This window comes from Cupriavidus sp. PB-02 (genome assembly GCF_058252315.1).
Map to the genome: position 1 here is coordinate 2,038,455 of NZ_CM177695.1, position 22,933 is coordinate 2,061,387.

Below are 22,933 nucleotides of genomic sequence, written 5' to 3' on the forward strand. Positions count from 1 at the left end.
GTCAATGGATATCGGGGAGCGCTCAGGCGGCCAAGGCCGCTTGCGGCGCCGCGCCGAGCGCGGTGAGTGCGCGCGCGTCGAGTTCGCCCGCGGTCTCGCTGTGTTCACGCACGGCCGCGGCCAGCGCGTGAGCGGTCGGGTGGTCGAACACCACGCCCGGCGCGATCTCCACCTGCAGGCGCCGGCGCAGCCGCGCCACCAGCTTGATCACCAGCAGCGAATGGCCGCCGAGCGCGAAGAAGTCGGCGTGCGGGTCGACCCGGTCCTGCTCCAGCAGTTCGGCCATCAGCACGCAGATCAGGGTCTCCACGGCGTCCGCGGATGCCGTGGCAGCTTGCGGCGCCGGTGCGGCAATGTCGTCCTGCGACGCGGCCAGCGCGCGCAGCGCCGTGCGGTCGGTCTTGCCGTTCGGCAGCCGCGGCAGCGCAGGCAGCGCGATAAAGCGCGACGGGACCATCGCGTCGGGCAGCATGGCGGCAAGCGCGCGCCGCAGCGCATCCGTGTCGGCGGCATCGGCCGATGCCGGCACGATGAACGCGCACAGGACGACTGCGCCGCCGGGGCCAGGCACCGCACAGACCGCAGCCTGCGCCACCGCCGGCTGCGCCAGCAGCGCGGCCTCGACTTCCGCCGGCTCGACGCGGATGCCGCGGATCTTGACCTGCTGGTCGGCACGGCCCAGCAGTTGCAGGCCGGCGGGCGTGGCGCGCGCCAGGTCGCCGGTGCGGTAGAGGCGCTGCCCTGCCGCGAACGGGTCGTCGACAAACGCGGCGGTGTCCAGGTCCGGGCGGCCGAGGTAGCCATGCGCCAGTTGCGGACCGCCGACGTAGAGCTGCCCGGCCACGCCGGCCGGGACCGGGCGCAAGGCATCGTCCAGCAGCCGCACGCGCGTCGCGCCCAGCGCCCGGCTGAGCGGCGCCGTGCCGGCGGGCCACGCGGGATCCTCCGCGCCGACGGCGTGGACCATCACGCCGATGGTGGTTTCGGTCGGGCCGTAGTGGTTGAAGATCCGGCAGGCCGGCGCCTGGCGGCGCAGCCCCTGCACCAGGCTGGCGGGCAAGGGCTCGCCGCCCAGGATCACCGTGGCGGGCACTGCCAGTGCATCCGTTTCCAGCAGCGCCGCCAGGTGCGACGGCACGATCTTGATGGTGTCGACGTCGCGCCCACGCAGGTAACGGGAGAAGGCGGCGGGATGCGCCATGTCGTCATCGCTGGCGACCGCCAGGCACGCGCCCTGCCACAGTGCGGCGAACAACGTGGTGTTGCCGAGGTCGGCCGCGACCGACGACGTCAGGCCGAGCCGCCGGCACGACGCCAGCGACAGCGCCTCGCACACCGCCGCGGTGTAGTGGCTGATCTGCCGGTGCCCGATCACCACGCCCTTGGGCTCGCCGGTGGAGCCGGAGGTGAAGAGCACGTAGGCGGCGTCTTCCGGGGAACTGGCGACCAATGCCTCGTCAGCGGCGTGGGCGCCCTCGGCCAGCAGGACTTCGGCGCTGATCACCGTCGCGTCATCGTCGGCAGCCTGCTGCGCGATGGTCAGCACCGGCGCCGACTGCGCCAGCACGCTGCAGCGGCGCGCCTGCGGCCATGCCGGGTCGAGCGGCACATAGGCGCCGCCCGCGGCCCATACCGCCAGCAGGCTCGCCACCAGCGCGCCGCTGCGCGGCAGCGCCAGCGCCACGCGTGTGCCGGGGCCGACGCCGAGCGCGCGCAGCCGTTGCGCGGCGGCTTGCACGGTGCGCTGCAGGCCCGCGTAGTCGAGCACCAGGTCCGCGGCATCGAGCGCGGGCGCATCCGGTGTCTGCCGGGCATGCTGCGCGATGCGTGCGAGCAGGGGCTGCTCCGCATCCGCCGGCGTTTCGGCGCTCCAGCACTGCGGCACGCGCAAGGTATCGTCGGCAGGCCACGACAGCGATTCCAGCGGTGCGTCGAGCGCCGCAGGCAGTGTGCCGATCAGTGCCGCCAGATGCGCCAGCAACCACTGTGCAACGCGCGGATGCAGGACACCGGAGCGCGCATGCAGCGCGAGCGCCGCCATGCCCTGCCCGTCATCCAGCGCCTCGCACACCAGGTCGAAGCCCGGCCATGCCGGGCTGGACATCGCCACGCCGGCGGGCGGCAGCGGCGCTACCGCAAACCCGATACGGGGCGCGGCATCCCCGGGCTGCCAGGCTTCCTGCCACGCGGCGTGACTGTCGAGCCCGGGCAGCCATGCGCGCCAGTGCTCGGCCACGCTGCGCTGCGCGTCCCATGCCACGCCGACCGGAAGCGCCTTGACGAACACGCCAGCCGCATCGGCCATCACGTCATAGTCGCGGCGGCAATCATGCAGCCAGGCACCGCTGAAGGCCGTCTGCGCGCACAGGCGCGCCAGCACGGTCCACCAGGCGGCCTGCACCACGCGCTCGGGCGTGGTCCCGAACTGTCGTGCCGACGCGGCCAGCGCCTGCCGGTGCGCGCCATGCAGCGTGTGGCGCGAGGTGTCGCTACCTTGCGCGGCGGCAGATCCGGCCAGCGCATCGGGGATGCGCAGCGGGGCCGGCAGGCCGGCGGCCTGCGCCTGCCAGTACGCGCGGCCGGCGCTGCCGGTGCCGTCTTCGCCCAGGCGCGCGCCTTGCTGCCAGTCGGCGTATTGCGCGTATTGCAGCGGCAATTCCTCATCGCTATCGATCCGAGCCGGCGCATCCAGTGCATCGTGCACGCTTTCGGCAAGCCTCAGCACGGTGCTGCGGTCTGCCGCCAGCGGACTCGCCAGCAGCCACAGCGTGGTGCCGCCCGCGGGTAGCGGGCTGATGCAGGCGCGCAATACGTCGCCGCTCGCCGGATCGAGCGCGGGCAACGACGGCGCATCCCGGAGCTCAGCGATGGCCGTGGCGACACCGCCGGTGCCCGCCTGCGGCACGCAGGCCACGAGCTGCTTGCCATCGTCGATATACGCCGTACGCAGCGCTTCATGCCGCGCGCGCAGCGCGGCCAGCGCCGCATCCACGGCGGCAGAGTCAGGCTGGCTGTGCAGCGCGATACGCGCCACATGCGCGCGCGGCACCGGCGCGTCGCGCCATTGTTGCCAGGCAGCCTGCTGTTCAGGCGTCGGGGTCCAGGCGGACTGCAGTTCAGGCATCGGCGTTCTCCTGCGGCACCGCGGCGGCATTGCCGTCGAGCCGGGTGCGGTCAAACATGTCGCCCATCGCGACGACGATCTTGCGCGGGCCTTCATAGGGGTCGCGGGCGTGCGCGGCCAGCATGTTGTCGAGCATCACCACGTCGCCGCGCTGCCAGTCGAAGCGCACGGCGCAGGCCTCGTACAGCTCGCCGATCCGCTTCATCGCCTCGTCCGGGATTGGCGTGCCGTCGCCGAACATCACGTGGCGGGGCATGCGCTCCAGCCCCACCATCTCGAGCAGGTCTTCGCGCACGTCTTTCTCCAGGCACGACACGTGGTGCAACTGCACCTGGTTGAAGAAGCTGCGCTCGCCGGTGACCGGATGGCTGACGATAGCCGGGCACACGGTGCGGGTCTGCAGGATGTCGCCGTCCAGCCAGCGGCAGTCGATGCCGGCGGCGCGGCAGCGCGCTTCCACTTCGGCGCGGTCCTCGGTCTTGTAGAAGTCGAGCCAGTCCACGTCCAGCCGCGGCGTGAAGGTGCGCACATACATCAGTTGGCGGCTGGCAAACTCGGCGGCCAGCTCGGGCGGCAGGCGGCGCAGCAGTTCGCGGCAGTCGACGATGGGGGTGGCGCCACCGATGGCCGAAGGCAGCTCGCAATAGAACCACTGCTTGCGCGGCCAGCGCTCCAGGTGCGCGCTTTCGTTGTGGTACAGGATCATCTGGCGCTCGGGGTACGGCGTGGAGCGGTAGGTGTTGCGGCCGCCCTCCTTCTTGGGCAGGTCGCCATAGCTGCCGTACAGGCCGGGATGCATCGCTTCGGCAAAGGCCTCGAACGCCTGCGGCGTGGACAGGTCGAAGCCGCGGAAGACGATGCCCGCGTGCCGATGCAGCGTGTCGACGATCAGGCCGCGAGCCCGGGCGGCCCAGGCGACGGGATCCAGGCCGGGCGCCGCCGGCTCGATCACGATGGGAAAGACCTCACCGGCCCGCAGCGGGCGCAGCCGCACCTGGCTGGCCGGGTCGGCGGCGGCCGGCACCGCGGCGGCGGGAGCGAGGGCGGCCGGGCGTGGCCGCGCCAGCGACTTGAGCTGGTCGAGCTTGGCCGCCATGCGTTGGCTGGTTTCCATGGTTCGGGACTCCTCGGGGTTCGGTTGGGACGGGCGCGCGGCGCCCGGGACAAGTTCGGTGACGTGGTCGACGGGCTGGTCCGGCGCGCGCAGCAGCGCGTCCAGCGTGGCCAGCCAGTCGCTGGCGAAGCGCGCCACCGTGGTCCGCTCGAACAAGGCAGTGGCGAACACCCAGTCGCCGCGCAGCGCCGCGGCTTCCTGCCCGCCCTCGGGCTCGAGGAACAGCGCCATGTCGAACTTGGAATTGCGCTCCACCGGCGGCAGCATCTCGGCCTGCACGCCGGGCATGGCGAGCTGTCCGGCCGGCGTGTTCTGCAGCACGAACAGGGCCTGCACCAACGGGTTGCGGCTGCGGTCGCGCGGCACGCCGGCGGCCTCGACGATGCGGTCGAACGGCAGGCCCTCATGCTCAAACGCGGCCAGCACGTCGCGCCGGCAGGCGGCCAGCGTGTCGCGGAAGCTGGCGCCGGCGACGCGCCGGGAGCGCAGCGGCAGCACGTTGACGAAGAAGCCGATCAGGGGCTCGAGTGCTGCGTCGTGGCGGCCGGCGACATCGGTGCCGAGCACCAGGTCGTCCATGCCGGTGACGCGGTGCAGCCAGCACTGGAAGCTGGCCAGCAGCACGACGAAGGGCGTGACCTGTTCGGCGCGGGCCAGCGCATGCACCTGCGCCATGCGCGCGGCGTCAATGTGCAGCGGCACGGCATCGCCTTCCATGCGCGCCACCGGCGGGCGCGCGCGGTCAGCCGGCAAGGCCAGCGCCGCCGGCGCGCCGGCGAGCGCGCCGCGCCAGTAGGCGGTCAGCCCGTCGAGCGCGGCGCCGCGCAGCCAGTCGCGTTGCCAGGCGGCGTAGTCGGCGTATTGCAGGGCCAGTGGCGGCAGCGGTGTGACCTGGTCCGGCGCCAGTGCGCGGCGGTAGCCGTGGGTGATCTCGTCGACCAGCAACCCGACCGACCAGCCGTCGGACACCAGGTGGTGCATCGCGACCAGCAGCACGTGTTCCTGCGGTGCGCAGCGCAGCAGCGTGGCGCGCCACAGCGGCGCCTGGTCGAGCGCGAAGGGCCGTGACGCGTGCTCACGCATGGCCTCGCGCAGCGCTGCGTCGCGGGCCTCGGGCGCCAGCGCCTGGAGGTCGGCCACCGGCAGGCCGATCCCGGCAGCGGCATCGATGCTGGCGAAAGGCTCGCCGTCGTCGTCGGGATAGGCGGTGCGCAGGATCTCGTGGCGGGCGGCCACTGCGGCCATGGCCTGGCGCAGCGCGGCAACATCCAGCGCCCCGCGCAGGCGCAGCGCGCCGGCCATGTTGTAGGCGGCACCGGCATTGCCCTGCAGGCGCTCGACCAGCCACAGCCGCTGCTGCGCCATCGATACCGGCATGCGCGCCACGCGGGGGACGGGCACCAGCGCCGGCAACGTCGGCGCTGGTGCTGCCGTGGCGAGGCGCGCGGCAAAGTCGCGCAGCACCGGGGCTTCGAACACATCGCGCAGCGCGGCTTGTGCGTGACCGGCGGCGCGCAAGCGCGCCACCACGCGGGTGGCGATCAGCGAATGGCCGCCGAGGCGGAAAAAATGGCTGTCGCGGCCAACGCGCACACCGGGCAGCAGTGCCTCCCAGATTTCCGCCACGGCCAGCTCGACCGGGTTGGCCGGGGGATCGCCCTCCTCACCGGCGGCTGCCACCTGCGGTGCGGGCAGCGCCTTGCGGTCGATCTTGCCGTTGGCGTTGAGCGGCCAGGCCGGCATGCACACCCACGCGCCGGGCACCATGTAGGCCGGCAGCCGCGCCGCGACGCTGGCGGCAAGCTCCGCTTCCAGCGCGGCTTCCGCATGGCCGGCTTCTGGCTGCCAGTACGCCGTCAGCCATTCGCTGGCGGCGGCCTGGTACACCGTTACGAGCGCCTGGCGCACGGCGGGATGCGCGGCCACCACGGCCTCGATCTCACCCAGTTCGATGCGGTAGCCGCGCAGCTTGACCTGGAAGTCCTTGCGGCCCACGTACTCCAGCACGCCGTCGGCATGCCAGCGGCCGAGGTCGCCGGTCAGGTAGCGGCGGCTGCCCGGGGCGCCGGTCGGATCGGGCACGAAGGCCGCCGCGGTGCGGCGCGGGTCGGCCAGATAGCCCCGGCCCACGCCCGCGCCGGCCACCGCGATTTCGCCGATCACGCCGGGTGCGGCCAGGATGCCGTCGGCATCGAGCACCTGCAGCACGGCATTGGCGGTAGGACGGCCGATCGGCACGGTGTCGCTGCCCGGCTCCAGGCTATCGGCAGACAAGGGGTGGAAGGCCACGTCGTCGGAGCATTCCGCGGGCCCGTAGGCGTTCATCAGTGGCACCGCCGGATAACGCCCGAACCAGGCGCGCGCGGTGGCGGGCGGCAGTGCCTCGCCGGTGGGCAGCACCCAGCGCAGCGCCGGCAGCGGCGTGTCGCGGCCCTCCGCGGCCTGGCAGTCGAGCATGGCCTGCAGCAGCGACGGCACCGGTTCGAACAGCGTGACGCCGCGCTGCGCCAGCAGCGCCGTCAGCGCGGACGGATCGCGCACCACGTCGTCGGCGACGATTTCCACGCGGGCGCCGAACAGCGGCGCGGCAAGGGCCTGCCATACCGAGATGTCGAAGCACGGCGGCGCGGTCTGGGCAATCACATCGCCCTCGCCCAGTCCGAGCGGCACCACCTTGGCCAGCATGTTGTTGAGCATGCCGGCGCGCGTGACCATCGCGCCCTTGGGTACGCCGGTCGAGCCGGAGGTGAACAGCACGTAGGCGAGCTGGGCAGGATGCGCGGCTGTGGGCAGTGCCGTCGTTCCCGCAGCGGTGGCCTCTACGGCGGCCAGCGTCCGGGCACCTGCGCCCCCTGCCTCGGCGAGCGCGGCAACGCCTGCAGCATCCGTCAGCACCTGCGCGGGGCGCGCCTGCGCCAGCACCTGCTGCCAGCGCGCCGGGGGATGGCTGGCGTCAAGCGGCACCCAGGCCGCGCCGGCGCGCAGGATGCCGGCCAGCGCGACCAGCCAGTCTAGCCCGCGCGGCAGCAGCACAGCCACGACGTCATCGTGCGCCAAGCCCGCTACGCGCAGGCCCTCGGCAAGCCGGCCGGCACGTTGCCACCACTCGCCATAGGTCAGTGCGGCGTCGCCGCAGCGCGCCAGCACGCGCTCCGGATGCGCGGCAACCCGGCGCGCCACGCGTTGGATATAGTCGTCGTGCAGGGCGGCGGGCGGTACGCTGGTGTCATCGCTGGCGCCCCAGTCCTGCAGCCGCGCGCGCGTGGCCGGGTCAAGCATATCGATGGCACAGACATGCGCCGCGCCATCGGCCAGCGAGGCCAGCGCGACCGCGTACGCGTCCATCCATTGCGCGAGGCGTTCCGCCTCAACGCGGCCGGCATCGCAGGTGAAGCGGACCGTGAAGCGACGATCAGGCATCACTTCCAGCGTCAGGCCGTAGTGGGTCTGCTCGATGTTGTCGTGCTGGCGCAGGCGCAGGCCCGCCACCTCGCGCGCCCGATCGTTCAGGTCGGGCAGGTTCTGGAACACCATCAGCGTATCGAACAGCGCGCCACCGGTGCCGGCCTGCGCCTGGATCTCGGCCAGCGCGGCGTGCTCGAACTCGCGCATGGCGATGCCGGCGCTCTGCGTGGCCTGCAGGTATTCCGCCACCGCCAGCTGGCCGCGTGGACGGAGCCGCAGCGGCAGTGTGTTGATGAACACGCCCAGCATGCGCTCGGCGCCGTCGAGGCCGGTCGGCCGGCCCGCCGAGGTCACGCCGAAGACGATATCGTCGCTGCCGCAATGACGCGCCAGCACGATGCCCCATGCCGCCTGCATCACGGTATTGAGGGTGACGCGATGCGCGGCGGCCAGCGCGCGCAGGCTGGCATCGAGTCCGGCCGGCAGCACCAGGTCGCGGCACCGCGGCACCGCGCTGTGGTTCGCGGCGGCCGGCGCGATGCCCGGCAGCACGGTGGGACCGGGCAGCCCGGCGAAGGCGTCGCGCCAGAAAGCCTGCCGTGCCGTCGCGGGTTGCGCGGCGAGCCAGGCGATGTAGTCGCGGTACGGCCGGCGCGGCGTCGGGGCATGAGCTGGATCGGCATAGCGGGCCAGCGCCTCGTCGAGCAGTTGCACCGAGCCCCAGCCGTCGACGATCAGGTGGTGCCGGCTCCAGACCAGCCACCATCCCTGCTCGCCGGTGCGCAGCAGCGCCAGCCGCATCAGCGGCAGCGCCGCCGGATCGAAGCCACGCGCGCGGTCGGCGCGGCACCAGGCTGCCAGCCGCTCGGCCAGCGCCGGGCCGTCGTCGCCGCGCCAGTCCTCGACGGCCACCGGCAGCGTGGCGCGGGCATGCACGCATTGCAGTGCGCGGTCGCCGCAACCGGCTTCGCCTGGCGCAACAAAGGTGGTGCGCAGGATCGGGTGGGCGTCGAGCAGTGCCTGCCATGCGGCGGCCATGCGCGCCGGGTCGAGCGGCCCGTCGATCTCCAGCACCAGCTGGTTGACGTAGGCGCCGTTGCCGCCGTCGCGCAGGTGGTGGAACAGCAGCCCTTCCTGCAGCGGCGACAGCGGATAGGCATCTTCGATGCCGCCCTGCGCGGCGCGCAGGCGCTCCAGTGCTTGCGCGTCGCAACCGCTCAGCGCAAATGGCTGTGCCGCAGCCGGCGTTGCAGCGGCAGCGGCGGTAGTGGCGACAGCGCGGGCGCGCGCGGCGAGGTGCGCCGACAGGCGCGCCAGCGTCGGGTGCGCGAACAGGTCCTTGGGCGCCAGCATCAGTTGCTGCGCGCGGGCCTTGGCCACGATCTGCAGCGCCAGGATGGAATCGCCGCCGAGCGCGAAGAAGTCAGCGTCGCGGTCGATCTCGTCGCGCTGGAGGATCTCGTACCAGAGGGCGCGCAGCGTCTGCTCGATGGCAGCCGTTGCGTCGGCCGGTGCGGCGCACGCGCGCAGCGCGGCGGCCAGCGCCGACGGCGTGGGATGTGCGAACAGCAGCTTGGGCGTCAGCGCCAGACCGGCCTGGCGCGCTTGCGCGACCAGTTGCAGGCCGAGGATGGAGTCGCCGCCCAGGGCGAAGAAGTTGTCGTCGGTGCTGACGGCATCGCACCCGAGCACGCTCGCCCACAGGCGCGCCAGCGTGGCCTCGGTGTCATCCTGCGGTGTGCCGCGGGCAGGCGCGGCGCTTTCATCGGGCACCGGCGGCAAGGCCTTGCGATCGACCTTGCCGTTGCGCAGCCGCGCGAAGGCATCGCACCGGACGAAGGCCGCCGGCAGCATCGGCGCCGGCAGTGCCGCGGCCATGGCGGTGCGCAGCGCGGCCAGGTCGAAGCCGTCGGCGGGCACGAGATAGGCGACCAGCCGCAGCCCTTCGCCTGCGGGCGAGGGCTGCGCCAGCACCACGGCATCACGCACGTGCGGCGCCTGGCGCAGCCAGGCTTCGACTTCGCCGGGTTCGACGCGGAAGCCGCGGATCTTGACCTGGGCATCGGCACGGCCGAGGAAGACGATGGCGCCGTCTTCAGTCATGCGCACGCGGTCGCCGGTACGGTACAGGCGGCCGCCAGGCTGGAACGGATCCGGCACGAAACGCTCGGCGCTCAGCGCCGGGCGGCGCAGGTAGCCACTCGCCACGCCGGCCCCGCCGACGTAGAGCTCGCCTGCCGCGCCGCGCGGCACGGGATTCAGGTGGCGATCGAGCACGTAGGCACTGACGCCGGGCAGCGGGCGACCGACCGGGACCGCACCTGGCGCTCCGCTCGATGGCACCGCATGCGTCAGGCAGCCAACCGTGGTTTCAGTGGGCCCATAGTGGTTGACTACACGGCAGGCCGGGCGCAGGGCCTGTACGCGCGCCACCAGCGCCGCATCCAGCGCCTCGCCGCCGAACACCAGGCATTGCCGCGGCACCAGCCGCGCCGGATCGACGACGGCCAGCAGCGCGCGCAGGTGCGAGGGCACGATCTTCAGGCAATCGACTGGCCGGTCCGCCAGGGCGCTGGCGAGGGCCTCGGGGTCTTCGCCCAGCGCATCGTCCAGGACGCGTAGCGTGTGGCCGCCCAGCAGCGCGCCAAACCATGCGGTGTGGCCAAGGTCAGCGGTCACGGAGGACAGCGACGCCATCGACGATCCCGCCGGCAGGGCCAGCGCGTGCAGCACGCCGGCGGCGTAGTGCGCGAGATTGCCTTGCGTCACCACCACGGCCTTGGGCGTGCCGGTCGAGCCGGAGGTGTAGATCAGGTAGGCGGGCTGGGCGGGCACGGCAGCGGGCCATGTCGCCGGGAGGGCTGCAGCATCGGCTTGCAGGGATGCGGCATGCCAGCCGGCATCGGGCAGCGCGTCCGCCAGCCACTGCGGCCGGCTACCCTCGCCCACTACCGCTTCCAGGCCTGCATCCCTCGCCAGTTGTGACAGCCGCGCGGCGGGCATGGCTGCGTCGAGACACAGGAACGCGGCTCCCGCTTTCCACGAGGCGAGCATGGCCACGGCCATGCCGGCGCCGCGCGGCAGCAGCAGGCCGACCACGTCGCCGGCGCGCACGCCGCCGTGCTGCAATCGCGCAGCGAGCGCGGAAGCGACAGCGTCGAGCGCACCGTAGGACAACTGCGCATCGGCAGCGTCTACCGCGAGGCGCTCCCGATGGGCGCGCACGCCGGCTTCGAAGGCCGCCAGCGCGGTGACATGGGCTTGCGTTGCGGTGCCACTGGCCTGCGCATGCGAAAGCACCGCTGCATCGAACAAGGACAGATCGCCGACACGCACCCCGGCATCGTCGAGCACCGCATCCACCGCCACACGCAGCGCCGAGATCAGCCGCTGCACTGCCTCCGGGGTAAAGCGGTCGGCGTCGTAGCGCCACTGGCCGCGCAGGCGCTCGCCTTCATCCTGCCAGCGCAGGTTCATGTCGTTGGCCGCGCCGCGCTGCGTGGCCAGGTATTCGCGCACCAGGTAGCGGCCCAGCACCTTGCGCGGGCCCACCGGCACGAAGGTCGTCATGTGCCGGAACAAGGGTCCGGAGGTGCGATCCGCGCCGCCCATGCGCGCCAGCGGATATTGCTGGTGGCGCAAGGCGCCGCGCATCTGCCGGGCGCAGTCGCGCACCACCGCGGCAAAGGCCGGATTGGCGGAGAAATCCGCGCGCAACGGCACGGCGTTGAGCGTATAGCCGATCAGGTCGGCATGCTGCGCGCCGGAGCGTCCGGCCGTGGGCGTGCCGACCAGGAAGTCGTCCTCGCCGCTGGCCCGGTGCAGCACGGTCTTGAACAGCGCCAGCATCACCACGAAGACGCTGACCTCCAGCCGCGCGGCCAGGTCGCGCAGGCCCTGCGTCTGTTGCGCCGTCAGGTGGAATTCGAGCTCGGCGCCGCGCAGGCGCGGCTCGACGGCGCGCTCGCCGGCCAGCGCCGGCGACGCGGGCGCGTCCTCGAGCACGCCGTCCCAGTAGGCGCGCAGCGATGCACCGCGCGGCCCCGCCAGCAACTGGCGCTGGCGCACCAGCCAGTCGCGGTAGCGCCCTGTCTGCGACGCCATCGGCGGACTGGCCGGGTCGTTGACGCGCAGCGCATCGCAGGTCGCAAAGATCTGGTCGCAAACCGTTTCGAAGCCGAGGTAGTCGCCGGCGATATGGTGCATGCCGGCACACATCCACGTGCGCTCGCTGCCGTCGGCCTGACGCGACACCAGGAAGCGGAAGCGGCAGACCTGGCCGGCATCGGGGTCGAACGGCTCGTCCGCTTCGCGCTCGAACCAGGCCAGCAGGTCGGGCTCGGCAATACCGTCGACGCGCGTCAGCGAGACCTCTGCTGCAAAGCCGGCCGGCCGTGCCATCACGATCTCGCCGTCCTCTTCCAGGCAGGCACTGTGCAGCGCCTCGTGGCAGTCCACCACATGGCGCACGGCCTGCTCCAGCAGGTCGAAGCGCAGCCCCGGCGCCAGCTCGATCGCGAACACCATGTTGTACGCGGCGCTGTGCGGATGGCGGCGATGGAAGGCCAGCAAGGCCAGTTGCCCGGGCCCGGCGGGATAGCGGTCGAAGTAGCCGGGATGCGCGGCCAGCCAGGCATCGGCCTCGGCCGCGCGCGTGGCGAGCAGCGTGGCCGCGGCGTCCAGCGCCCCGGGGCTGGCGGCGCTGCCCTCGGCCACGCGCCAGCGCCCGTCCTGCAGGCGCAGGCGCACGCCTTCAGCGCGCAGGGTTCGCATCAGGGCACCGGTTTCGGCCGGCAGGGAAGCGGCGTGCTGCAAGGAAGCTACGGAAGACGACATGGCGAAAACGTTGGAGATGACAAAGCCCTGGCCCGCAGGAGCGGCCAGTGGGCGTCAGGACGGCGGCGGGATCAGCCCAGGCCGGGCGGCGCGGGCTCGGCCATGGCGACAATCACGCGGCGCGGGCCGCTGAAGGTGCCGCGCCCATGAGCGGCCAGCATGTTGTCGAGCATCAGCACGTCGCCCTGCTGCCAGGGAAAGCGCACGGTGCAGTCGTCGAGCGTGGCACGGATCGAAGCGAGGGCGTCGTCTTCCAGCGGCGCGCCGTCGCCGTAGACGACATTGCGCGGCAGTTCGTCGACGCTGCCGACCACGGCCAGCAAGGCCTCGCGCACGTGGGGCGCGAGCCCCGAGACATGGAACAGGTGGGCCTGGTTGAACCACACCATCTCACCGGTCACCGGATGCCGCGCGACGGCCTGGCATAGCTGGCGCGTGCGCAGCTCGCCGTCGGCCTTCCATTCGAAATCGATCTGCTGGGCGCGGCAGAAGCGCTCCACCTGCGCGCGGTCCTCGGTGTTGAAGGCGCGTTGCCAGTTCAGGTCGAGGCCATTGCCGTAGTTGCGCACGTACATCAGGCGGCGCGCGGCGAAGCGTTCGCGGATGGCGGGGTCCAGGCGCTGGTAGACCAGCCGGCTGTCGGCGATGGGCGTCTCGCCGCCCGCCTCGCTCGGCTGCACGCAATGGAACCAGATCTTCATCGGCCATTTCAGCGTGTACGACTGCTCGTTATGCAGCGGGATGACCTGGTGCGCCGGGTATTCGGTGGAGGTATAGACGCCCTCCTTCACCTGCGAGCGCGGCGTCGAGCCGAACTCGTAGCTCAGCAGCGGGTGGCCGAAGGCGCTGGCGAAGGCGCGGAAATCCGAGTCGTTGTCAAAACGAAAGCCGCGGAACAGCACGCCGCCGACGCGCGGCAACTGTTCCGTGGCGATCGCGGCCATGGCGCCGAACTGGCGGCGCCAGTCGGTGTCGCCGTCGGGCGTGACCACCAGCGGCAGCGCGCGGTGCGCAAACATCGGCGCGGTGCGCAGCGCGCCCGCCCTTGCTGTCGATGCGGTGGCAGCCGCGCCAGAGCCGGCGCGATGGTCCGCATGAAGGTCGGCGATGGTGCCGGTCGTGTCCAAATCCATATCCCTGTTGCCTCGCTGGGTTCGTTCGCGCTAGCCGCACGCGCCGGAAGGCGTTGCAGCGGGGCCTGAGGCGAGAGGGGCGCGGCCACGCGAACAATGTCTGCACATTGGATGGAAGGCGAGTCTACCGGAAATATTTACGAATGGAAATACAAATCATTATCATTTACGATGTTGTCCGCAGACTTTTCATTTCCGTCGCGGCGCCGGCTGCGGCGGCGTTTCACACAACCTGAAGGAGCACAGCCATGAGCTGGGATCATCCCGATACGCGTTTCCACGTCGTCCGCAACGATGAAGGCCAGTATTCGATCTGGCCCGACTACAAGCCCGTACCGGCAGGATGGGCAAGCGCGGGCTTCCAGGGCAGCCGCGACGCGTGCCTGGCCCATATCGAGACGGTCTGGACCGATATGCGTCCGCTGAGCCTGCAGCGCGCGCTGGCCGGCGCATGAGCTCCGCGCAGCCGATGCGCGATCCCTGGTACGCCGTGATGCCAGGCCGCTGCGGCCCGGCATCAGGCGATCGCGTGCGCCTCTACTGCCTGCCCTACGCCGGCGCCGGCCATACCGCGTATCACGGCTGGCGATCCGCGCTTCCCGCCGCGATCGAGCTGGCGCCGGTATGCCTGCCCGGGCGCGGCACGCGCACGGCCGAGCCGCATGGCGCATCGATCCACGAGCTGGCCACCGCGCTGGCCGCATCGATCGCGCGCGCGGCCCGTGCCGACGCGCCGCGCTTTGCGCTGTTCGGCCACAGCATGGGTGCGCTGCTCGGGTTCGAAACCGCGCGCGTGCTCGAGACCGTGTACGGCCTCTCCCCCGCCGCGCTGGTGGTGTCCGGTCGCGGCGCGCCCGCGCTGCCGTCGGCACGCCCGCCGTTCAGCAGCCTGCCGGACGGCGCCTTTGCCGACGTCATCGCCGCCATGGGCGGCATGCCGGCCGAGATCCGCGAAACGCCGGAAGCGCTCGCCTTCTTCCTGCCCGTGCTGCGCGCCGATATCGCGTTGTGCGAGGCGTGGCGCTATCGTCCTGGCCCGCGCCTGGGCTGTCCGATCACCGTGCTCGGCGGCAGGGACGACGTCCACGCCCCGCCCGCGATGCTGGCGGCGTGGCGCGACGAGACCCTGCACGACTGCGATCACCGGCTGTTTGCGGGCGGGCATTTTTTCCTGCACGAGGCGGCGCAGGACGTGCTGGACGCCGTCACCGAAGCCGTACTCGGTTGCGCGATGCGCACCGCCAGAGACCACGGCCATGCGCACGCCTGACATGGCCGCGCTACCGCACGGCGAGATCCACGTCTGGCACGTGACGGTCGACGCCGCGGCCGACCTGTCCGCGTTGTCGGCGGACGAACGCACGCGCGCCGCAGCGTTCCGGCAACCCGCCGATCGCGCCCGCTTCAGCGCGGCACGCTCGGCCTTGCGCGCGATCCTGGGGCACTGCCTGGGCATGGCGCCCGACGCCGTGCCGCTGGTCGCCAACGCTTTCGGCAAGCCCACGCTCGGCAGCCTGGATACCGCGGCGCCCCCGCTGCAGTTCAACGTCAGCCACAGTGGCGCGCGCGCCGTGATCGCCTTGTCGCGCGAGCCGGTCGGGATCGACATCGAAGCCTGGCGTGCCGACATGGCGTGGGCCGCCTGGCACGACAGCGCGGCCGTGGCCTGCACCCCCGGCGAAATGCGCTGGCTGAGTGCGCTGGCGCAGCGCCAGCCGCAGGACGCCATGCTCGCTTTCCTGCGCCTGTGGACCGCCAAGGAGGCGTGCAGCAAGGCCGTCGGCACCGGTCTGTCGGCTTCGCCGCAGTCGGTGCGCGTGGCGCTACCGCCGTGCGCTGCCGGCGTGCCGCCGCTGGCGCGCGCCGAGGCCGACCTGCGCGTCTGGCATATCCACGATGCACGCGGCCTCTCCGATTGCGACACCCGCTACGTCGCAAGCCTCGCCACGCCGCTGCCAGCCGCGCGTGTGGTGCACCGGCAATACCGGCCGCGCGAACTGCCCCCGCGCGCGGCCAACCGATCCTGCCCGGCTCCCGTGCCGGGCCCTGCAGTCAACGTCCCTGTTCAACGCCCCCGCTCAACGCCCCGTTAGGAACGACACCATGACGCCTCCCTCGCTCGCCACGCACGCCCACGGCCAACCCGCGCCGTTCTCGGCTGGCGCCTTCGTCCGGCAAGCGCCGATCCGGCTCGACGACAACCCGTACCTGCAGCGCCAGTCCGCGCGCGAGTCCAACGCCCGCTCCTATCCGCGCCGCATCCCGCTGGCGCTGGAACAGGGTTATGGCGTGTACCTGCGCGACACCAGCGGCCAGCTCTTTATCGACTGCCTGGCCGGCGCCGGCACGCTGGCGCTCGGCCACAACCACCCGGCGGTGGTGCGCGCGCTGCGCGACACGCTCGACAGCGGCCTGCCGCTGCATACGCTGGACCTGGCCACCCCGGTCAAGGACCGCTTTGTCGACGACCTGTTCGGGCTGCTGCCGCCCGAGTTCGCCGCGCGCGCCCGCATCCAGTTCTGCGGCCCGACCGGCGCCGACGGCATCGAGGCGGCGCTCAAGCTGGCCAAGACCGCCACCGGCCGCCATACGGTGCTGAGCTTCGCCGGCGGCTACCACGGCATGACGCACGGCACGCTGGCGCTGATGGGCAACCTCGGCCCCAAGGCGCCGCTGGGCGCGCTCGGCGGCAGCGTGCAGTTCCTGCCCTACCCGTACGACTACCGCTGCCCGTTCGGCCTGCGCGGCGACGCCGGCATCGACGCGGGCCTGCGCTATATCGAGCAGATGCTGGCCGACCCGGAATCCGGCGTGCTGCCGCCGGCGGCGGTGGTGGTGGAAGCGGTACAGGGCGAAGGCGGCGTGATCCCCGCGCCCGCGCGCTGGCTGCGCGAACTGCGCCGCATCACCCGCGAGCACGGCATCGCGCTGGTGCTCGATGAAGTCCAGACCGGGCTGGGCCGCACCGGACGCATGTTCGCGTTCGAGCATGCCGGCATCGTGCCGGACGTGCTGGTACTGTCCAAGGCGATTGGCGGCGGCTTGCCGATGTCGGTGGTGATCTACGACAGCGCACTCGACGCGTGGCAGCCGGGCGCGCACGCCGGCACCTTCCGCGGCAACCAGCTGGCGATGGCGGCGGGCTCCGCCACCATCCGCACCCTGGTCGCGCAGGGCATCGTCGCCCATGCCGAGACCATGGGCCAGCGCCTGGCCACGCGGCTGCGGCAGTTGCATACCGCGTGCCCCGCGATCGGCGAAGTGCGCGGGCGCGGCCTGATGATCGGGGTGGAACTGATCGACGAACGTGCCGAGCCCGATGCGGTGGGCGCCTACCCCGCCGACGGCACCTTCGCGCGCACGGTGCAACGCGAATGCCTGCAGCGCGGGCTGATCGTCGAGCTGGGCGGCCGCCACGGCGCGACCGTACGCTTCCTGCCGCCGCTGGTCATCGGCGAGGCCGAGATCGACCTGGTGGCCGAGTTGTTCGGCGAGGCGGTCGGCGCGGCGTACAAGCAATGCCGCTGAGCGCTTGCGCGCCATTGCGCGGTGGCCGGCGTCGCGGCCACCGCGGGGGCGGGTTCAGGATGGCTCGCCGCGCAGCGTCTCGCGCAGCCGGAACTTCTGGATCTTCCCGGCGGGCGTGGCCGGCAGCGCGTCCTGCACCACGAGCTTCTCGGGGATGTACTGCAGCGCCATCTTCTGCGCCTTGAGCCACTCCACCATCGCCGCCTGGTCGAACGGCTGGCCGGCGCGCGGCACAACGAAGGCGCAGGCGCGCTCGCCCAGGCGCTCGTCAGGGTAGGCGACGATGGCCACCTGCGAGACCGCGGGATGGCGGTACAGCAGGGTCTCGACCTCCAGCACGGGGATGTTCTCGCCGCCGCGGATGATCACGTCCTTGCTGCGCCCCGCGATGCGCAGGTAGCCGTTGGCATCGAGCCGCGCGAGATCGCCGGTGTCGAACCAGCCGTCGGCATCGGTGCCGTTGAGCTGCGGGCGCTTCAGGTAGCCGCCGAAGTTGGAACAGGCGCGCACCAGCAGGCGGCCGGTTTCGCCGGGCGGCACGTCGGCGTCGGTGCCGTCCACGATTCGGATTTCGACGCCTGGCAACGGGCACCCGTCGGTGGTCGAGGCGCGCTCGTCGCTGTCATCCGGCAGCGTAGTGGTGACCGCGCCGTTCTCCGTCATTCCCCAGGCCGAAACGATCTTCGCGCCGAGCGCCGTGCGCGCGCGCTCGACCAGCGCGCCGGGAATCGGCGCACCCGCGCACAGGAAGGTGCGCAGGCTGGGAACCGGCGTGCCGGACTCCGCCACCACGCGCGCCAGGTCGGTCAGGAACGGCGTCGAGCCCATGGTGAAGGTCACGCGCTCCTCGCGAATCAGCGCGGCGGCGCGCGCGGGGTCCCAGATGTCTTGCAGCACCGCATGCGCCCCCAGCACTACCGGCATCAGCAGTCCATACATGAAGCCGGTCTGGTGCGCCATCGGCGAGGCCATCAGCACCACATCGTCGCCGGAGAGGCGGAGCCGTTCGGCGTAGGCGACGATGTTGGAGAACAGCGTGTTGGCGCTATGCATCACGCCCTTGGGCTCGCCGGTGGTGCCGGAGGTGTAGATAAGCTGGGTGACGTCGTCCGGGCCGGGGCGGCTGCGCAGCAGGATGTTGGCGGCATCTGGCTCATCTTCCCAGGCGGGAACGCTAAGCAGTGCTTCGAAGCTGTCCGCGCCGTCGCCGCCGGCAACGACGATGTGGCGCAACGCCGGCAATGCCTCGCGCAGACCCTGCAGCATCTGCGCATGACCAAAGCCGCGGAACACCTGCGGCACCACCGCCACCTTGCATTGCGCATGCGCCAGCATGAACGACAGCTCGCGCTCGCGGAAGATCGGCATCAGCGGGTTGAGCACCGCGCCCAGCCGCGCGCAGGCAAGATACAGCACGGTCAGGTGCCAGCCGTTGGGGAGCTGGCAGGACACCACGTCCTGCGCGCCGATGCCTAGGCGGCTGAGCCCGACCGCCACCCGGTCGGCCATCTGGGCCAGTTCGCGCCAGGTGAAGCGTGTCACGCTGCCGCTGTCGATGCTCACCGCCGTCAGCGCGGGGGCGTCGGGCCGGTCGCGCACGCAGGCGGTCAGGTAGTCGTTGACGGTGCGGTCGTGCCAGTGCCCGGCGGCAATGCTGGCGGCACGGCGCGGCGCGATCAGTACGGCGTCGAAATCCATGGGTGTCTCCTCTTTATCGGATGGCGCGGTCGGTCGTGGCGCCGCGTCAGGCCGGTACCGCTTCGCGCCCCGCGCGCGTGCGGGCGATGATGGTCTTCATGATCTGGGCCGTGCCGTCGCCGATCTGGAAGCCGAGCACGTCGCGCAGGCGCTGCTCCATCACGCCACGGTCATAGCCGCCGTGGCCGAACGACAGCAGGCACTGGTGCACCACGTCGTACGCAAGCTTGGGCGCCCACCACTTGCACATCGCCGCCTCGGCGGTATGCGGCAGGCCATGGTCCTTGAGCCACAGCGTTTGCAGGCACAGCAGGCGCGCGCCCTGCACCTGGGTCTCGAAATCGGCCAGCGGATGGGACACGCCCTGGAAGGCCGACAGCGGCTTGCCGAAGGCCTGGCGCTCGGCCACGTAGGCCCAGGTCTCGTCCAGCGCGGCCTGTGCCACCGCCAGCACCTGCAGGCCGATCAGCGCGCGCGAGAAGTCGAAGCCCTGCATCACCTGCACGAACCCTTCTCCTTCGTTGCCGAGCAGATGGCTGGCCGGCACGCGCACGTTCTCGAAAAAGATCGAGCCGCGGCCAATGGCGCGCTGGCCGTGGCAGTCGAAGCGGTTGCGCGTGATCCCCGGCAGGTCCATCGGCACCAGCAGGGCCGATACTCCGCGTGCGCCGGACTCGACGGTACCGCTGCGGGCGAAGACCACCGCGGCATCGGCCTGGTCGGCGGCGGAGATCGAGGTCTTCTCGCCGTTGAGCACGTAGACGTCGCCATCGCGCTCCATGCGCAGGCGCAAGCTGGCCGCATCGGAGCCGCCGCGCGGCTCGGTCAGTGCGATCGCCAGCAGCGCCTCGCCGCGCGTCAGGCGCTGCAGCCACGGCGCGGCGATTTCCGGCCGCGCGTGCTGCGCCAGGATCTGGCCATTGAGGGAAGCTAGTAAGTTGATGTACGACAGGCTCAGGTCCGCACGCGCCACGGCTTCATGGATCACGCCAGCCGCCAGCGAGCCCATGCCCTGCCCGCCATACGCCTCGGGCAATTCGGGCGCGATAAAGCCCATCTCGCCCATTTCGCGCATCAGCGCGCGGTCCAGCACGCGGGTCTGGTCGCGCTCCAGGTAGCCGGGCGCCACGCGCGCATCGGCAAAGCGGCGGGCGTGCTCCGCCAGTGCCGTCAGGTCTTCGTCAAGATAGGGATTCATGTTGGTCTCCGCTCGATGGGACTGGGACGGCAAGGCTTACTTGGCGTACTTGCGGAACTCGGGCTTGCGCTTTTCCTGGAAGGCGCGCACGCCCTCGCGCGATTCCTCGGTGTCGTAATAGAGCTTGAGCGCGTACATGCCCATGCCGGCGATGCCGCTCTGGTGCGCGGTATCCATATTGAAGGAGCGCTTGGCGATGGCGATCGCGGTGGGGCTCTTTTCCATGATCTCGTCGCACCACTTCTGCACCTCGGCATCGAGCTGCTCGTGCGGCACCACCGCATTGACCAGCCCCATCGCCAGCGCTTCCGCGGCCGGATAGCGGCGGCACATGTACCAGATCTCGCGCGCCTTCTTCTCGCCCACCACGCGCGCCAGGAAGGCAGTGCCGTAGCCCGGGTCGACCGAGCCGACCTTCGGCCCGACCTGCCCGAACACGGCCTTCTCCGACGCGATGGTGAAATCGCAGATCGTGCACAGCACGTTGCCACCGCCGACGGCATAGCCCTGCACGCGTGCGATCACCGGCTTGGGCACGTCGCGGATGGCGTTGTGCAGTTCTTCCATCGGCAGGCCGATGGTGCCGCGGCCGTCGTACTGGCCCTCGTGCGCGGACTGGTCGCCGCCGGTGCAGAAGGCCTTCTCGCCGGCACCGGCCAGCACGATGGCGCCGATCTCGCGGTCATAGCCGGCGCGGTTGATGGCGTGGATCAGCTCGTCGCAGGTGCGGCCGCGGAAGGCGTTCATCTTTTCCGGGCGGTTGATGATGATCCAGGCGGCGCCGTTGCGCACTTCGTACAGGATGTCTTCGTATTGCATGGTGATCTCCGTGATCTGGTTGTGTGGTGGGTTCAGCCGTTCATGGTCAGGCCGCCCGACACGCTCAGCACCTGGCCGGTGATAAAGGCAGCGTCGTCGCCGGCAAAGAACAGCACCGCGCCGGGCAGGTCGTCGGGCTGGCCGATGCGGCCCAGCGGGATCGAGCGGGTAAAGGCTTCCACCAGCTTCTCGGGGTTGCCCGCGCCCTGCTTGTAGTCTTCGAACAGCGCGGTCTCGGTCGGCCCAGGGCACACCACGTTGACGGTGATGCCGTGGCGCGCATGCTCGCGCGCGATGGTCTTGGAGAATGACACCAGCCCGCCCTTGCACGCGGCATAGACCGCTTCGCCGGACGAGCCCACGCGCGCGGCGTCGGAGGCGATATTGACGATGCGCCCGCGCTTGCGCTCGACCATGCCGGGCAGCACCGCGTGGTGCATGTGCAGCGCGCCGGTCAGGTTGATGGCGATCAGCCGTTCCCATTGCGCGGGCTCGGTCTTGATAAAGGGACGGAACACATCCCAGCCGGCGTTGTTGACCAGTACATCCACCGGGCCCAGTTCCCGCTCCACCGCGGCGACCGCGGCATCGACGCTGGCGCGGTCGGTGATATCGCAACGCATTGCCAGCGCGCGACCGCCGGCCTCGCGGATCTGCGCGGCCACGCGTTCGCCCGCTTCCGGGTTCAGGTCGAGCACGCCGACCGCCGCTCCCGCCCGCGCAAAGCGCAAACAGGTTGCGCTGCCGATGCCGCCACCACCACCGGTCACGATGACCGTCTTGTCTTCGAGTCCTTGCACAGCGTTCTCCTTTCAGGGTTACGGTGCTATCGTGCCGGGCGATGCCGCCGACACCTGCGCCGCGAATTAGGTAAATATATTTACCTATAATAGGAGGCAGCCGCAGTCCGCGCAAGGCGCCAACCCGATGGAAACGACTATGGTTAACCCCGACACGGGAGGAGAACTCCCGACAAATGCACGCATGGAACTGGCCAACCGGCTGTTCTTCCGGCTCTACCAATGCGCAAACATGTTGCATAAAACGGGCTCGCGGGCGGTCGAGGCGGAAGGCCTGACCACGCAGCAATGGGCCGTGCTGGGCGCGCTGTCGCGCCCGGAGGCGGCCGACGGCATGAGCGTGGGCGACCTGGCCCGCTATCTGATGGTGAGCCGGCAGAACCTGTCGGGGCTGGTCAGCCGTATGGAACGCGACGGCCACATAACGCTGGCGCCGGACGGGCGCGACCGCCGCTCGCGGCTGGTGCGAATGAGCGAGCCGGGCCGCGGGGTCTGGCTGCACCAGGCGCAGCCCAAGATCCGCGACTACTACGAGCGGGCGCTCGACGGTTTTTCGACCAACGACCTGACCCACACGCTGCACTACTTGCTTAAGCTGCTGGACAACATGCGGGCGCTCGACACGCCTGAGGGCGCAGACGTCGGCGACCCGTCGGACTGACCGTTAGCTGTATCGCACCTGAAACACACCGGCCCGCTGCCCAACCACGCGGCGCGGCCGTTGCCCGCATTGCGGCCTGCCACGCCGACTGGCGCGCAATATGCGTCGGTACGAAGTTGCTCAGATATCCGGGTGCATGCCCGGCGAGGCGCCATGCATTTCACGCCTTGCCCGCGGCGGCCACCACGCCGGCCACGGTGCCGGCCGCCCGCCCTTGCTCCGAAGCCCTGAACCACTGCCCCGGCCGATTGCGGCGATTCGCGCCGTGCGTACGGCCGGGACGGCGTTCGATCCATCCAGACAGGAGATCCCGCCATGACCCGTTACATCGTGCTAGCCAGCTTCACCGACCAGGGCATCCGCGCCGTCAAGGACACCACCAAGCGCGCCGCCGCCGTGCGCGAGATGGGCGCGCGCTTCGGCGTGGAGATGAAGGACATCTACTGGACGCTGGGCGAATACGACATCGTGCTCACCGTCGAGGCGCCGGACGACGCCAGCATGACCGCCTTCGGGCTGGCCGTTGGCTCACTGGGGAACGTGCGCACGGAGACCCTGCGCGCCTTCAATGCCGACGAGATGCAGGCCATCCTCGGCAAGATGTCCTGATCCGCCTC

At 71.3% G+C, this 22,933-nt stretch carries 13 protein-coding genes; 6 read left to right on the forward strand and 7 right to left on the reverse strand.

Going from position 1 to position 22,933, the window contains the following annotated elements:
• Positions 1-22: 22 nt before the first annotated feature.
• From AC10V3_RS30070 to AC10V3_RS30080, 3 genes are all read right to left on the reverse strand, one after another.
• Positions 23-3,124, reverse strand: coding sequence for a non-ribosomal peptide synthetase (locus AC10V3_RS30070; protein ID WP_490923861.1), 3,102 nt, complete (start codon positions 3,122-3,124; stop codon positions 23-25).
• Positions 3,117-12,479, reverse strand: a complete 9,363-nt coding sequence (locus AC10V3_RS30075) for an amino acid adenylation domain-containing protein (protein ID WP_490923862.1) — start codon at positions 12,477-12,479, stop codon at positions 3,117-3,119. The genes AC10V3_RS30070 and AC10V3_RS30075 overlap by 8 nt, the downstream gene beginning before the upstream one ends.
• A gap of 71 nt (positions 12,480-12,550) precedes the next feature.
• A complete protein-coding gene (locus AC10V3_RS30080; RefSeq protein ID WP_454753563.1) occupies positions 12,551-13,498 on the reverse strand; it encodes a TauD/TfdA family dioxygenase in 948 nt (315 codons plus the stop codon).
• Between the two features lie 362 nt (positions 13,499-13,860).
• Between AC10V3_RS30080 and AC10V3_RS30085 the strand changes: the two genes are divergently transcribed.
• From AC10V3_RS30085 to AC10V3_RS30100, 4 genes are read left to right on the forward strand one after another with little or no spacing between them, the layout of a single operon-like run.
• Positions 13,861-14,067: an MbtH family protein gene (locus tag AC10V3_RS30085; RefSeq protein WP_022539025.1), complete on the forward strand. Its 207-nt coding sequence runs from the start codon at positions 13,861-13,863 to the stop codon at positions 14,065-14,067.
• Complete coding sequence (locus AC10V3_RS30090) at positions 14,064-14,882, forward strand: thioesterase II family protein (protein ID WP_454753313.1); 819 nt, start codon at positions 14,064-14,066, stop codon at positions 14,880-14,882. Before AC10V3_RS30085 ends, AC10V3_RS30090 begins: the two co-directional genes overlap by 4 nt.
• Entirely contained in the window at positions 14,869-15,705 is an 837-nt protein-coding gene (locus AC10V3_RS30095) for a 4'-phosphopantetheinyl transferase family protein (RefSeq protein WP_022539027.1), read from the forward strand. The genes AC10V3_RS30090 and AC10V3_RS30095 overlap by 14 nt, the downstream gene beginning before the upstream one ends.
• A gap of 10 nt (positions 15,706-15,715) precedes the next feature.
• Positions 15,716-17,140: a diaminobutyrate--2-oxoglutarate transaminase gene (locus AC10V3_RS30100; protein ID WP_022539028.1), complete on the forward strand. Its 1,425-nt coding sequence runs from the start codon at positions 15,716-15,718 to the stop codon at positions 17,138-17,140.
• A 54-nt stretch (positions 17,141-17,194) separates the two neighbouring features.
• Here the strand turns inward: AC10V3_RS30100 and aliA are convergent, their stop codons facing one another.
• From aliA to badH, 4 genes are read right to left on the reverse strand one after another with little or no spacing between them, the layout of a single operon-like run.
• Positions 17,195-18,838 (reverse strand): cyclohexanecarboxylate-CoA ligase, encoded by a 1,644-nt coding sequence (aliA, locus tag AC10V3_RS30105; protein ID WP_022539029.1) that lies wholly within the window; start codon positions 18,836-18,838, stop codon positions 17,195-17,197.
• Positions 18,839-18,884: 46 nt separating this feature from the next.
• Complete coding sequence (aliB, locus tag AC10V3_RS30110) at positions 18,885-20,036, reverse strand: cyclohexanecarboxyl-CoA dehydrogenase (protein WP_454753314.1); 1,152 nt, start codon at positions 20,034-20,036, stop codon at positions 18,885-18,887.
• 36 nt (positions 20,037-20,072) lie between these two features.
• Complete coding sequence (gene badI / locus AC10V3_RS30115; RefSeq protein WP_022539031.1) at positions 20,073-20,855, reverse strand: 2-ketocyclohexanecarboxyl-CoA hydrolase; 783 nt, start codon at positions 20,853-20,855, stop codon at positions 20,073-20,075.
• Between the two features lie 32 nt (positions 20,856-20,887).
• A complete protein-coding gene (gene badH / locus AC10V3_RS30120) occupies positions 20,888-21,655 on the reverse strand; it encodes a 2-hydroxycyclohexanecarboxyl-CoA dehydrogenase (RefSeq protein WP_022539032.1) in 768 nt (255 codons plus the stop codon).
• Positions 21,656-21,794: 139 nt separating this feature from the next.
• Here badH and AC10V3_RS30125 point away from each other — a divergent pair, with 139 nt between their 5' ends.
• Positions 21,795-22,316 carry a MarR family winged helix-turn-helix transcriptional regulator gene (locus AC10V3_RS30125; protein WP_490923863.1) on the forward strand — a complete coding sequence of 174 codons (522 nt, stop codon included), beginning with the start codon at positions 21,795-21,797 and terminating at the stop codon, positions 22,314-22,316.
• Positions 22,317-22,631: 315 nt separating this feature from the next.
• Positions 22,632-22,925, forward strand: coding sequence for a GYD domain-containing protein (locus AC10V3_RS30130; protein ID WP_022539034.1), 294 nt, complete (start codon positions 22,632-22,634; stop codon positions 22,923-22,925).
• Positions 22,926-22,933 lie beyond the last annotated feature (8 nt).

What these genes read in the sequence shown, in the direction of transcription:
- AC10V3_RS30070 (WP_490923861.1), bottom strand. Translation starts at nt 3,124, where the DNA reads ATGCCTGAACTGCAGTCCGCCTGGACCCCGACGCCTGAACAGCAGGCT.
- AC10V3_RS30075 (WP_490923862.1), bottom strand. Translation starts at nt 12,479, where the DNA reads ATGTCGTCTTCCGTAGCTTCCTTGCAGCACGCCGCTTCCCTGCCGGCC.
- AC10V3_RS30080 (WP_454753563.1), bottom strand. Translation starts at nt 13,498, where the DNA reads ATGTTTGCGCACCGCGCGCTGCCGCTGGTGGTCACGCCCGACGGCGAC.
- AC10V3_RS30085 (WP_022539025.1), top strand. Translation starts at nt 13,861, where the DNA reads ATGAGCTGGGATCATCCCGATACGCGTTTCCACGTCGTCCGCAACGAT.
- AC10V3_RS30090 (WP_454753313.1), top strand. Translation starts at nt 14,064, where the DNA reads ATGAGCTCCGCGCAGCCGATGCGCGATCCCTGGTACGCCGTGATGCCA.
- AC10V3_RS30095 (WP_022539027.1), top strand. Translation starts at nt 14,869, where the DNA reads ATGCGCACGCCTGACATGGCCGCGCTACCGCACGGCGAGATCCACGTC.
- AC10V3_RS30100 (WP_022539028.1), top strand. Translation starts at nt 15,716, where the DNA reads ATGACGCCTCCCTCGCTCGCCACGCACGCCCACGGCCAACCCGCGCCG.
- aliA (WP_022539029.1), bottom strand. Translation starts at nt 18,838, where the DNA reads ATGGATTTCGACGCCGTACTGATCGCGCCGCGCCGTGCCGCCAGCATT.
- aliB (WP_454753314.1), bottom strand. Translation starts at nt 20,036, where the DNA reads ATGAATCCCTATCTTGACGAAGACCTGACGGCACTGGCGGAGCACGCC.
- badI (WP_022539031.1), bottom strand. Translation starts at nt 20,855, where the DNA reads ATGCAATACGAAGACATCCTGTACGAAGTGCGCAACGGCGCCGCCTGG.
- AC10V3_RS30125 (WP_490923863.1), top strand. Translation starts at nt 21,795, where the DNA reads ATGGTTAACCCCGACACGGGAGGAGAACTCCCGACAAATGCACGCATG.
- AC10V3_RS30130 (WP_022539034.1), top strand. Translation starts at nt 22,632, where the DNA reads ATGACCCGTTACATCGTGCTAGCCAGCTTCACCGACCAGGGCATCCGC.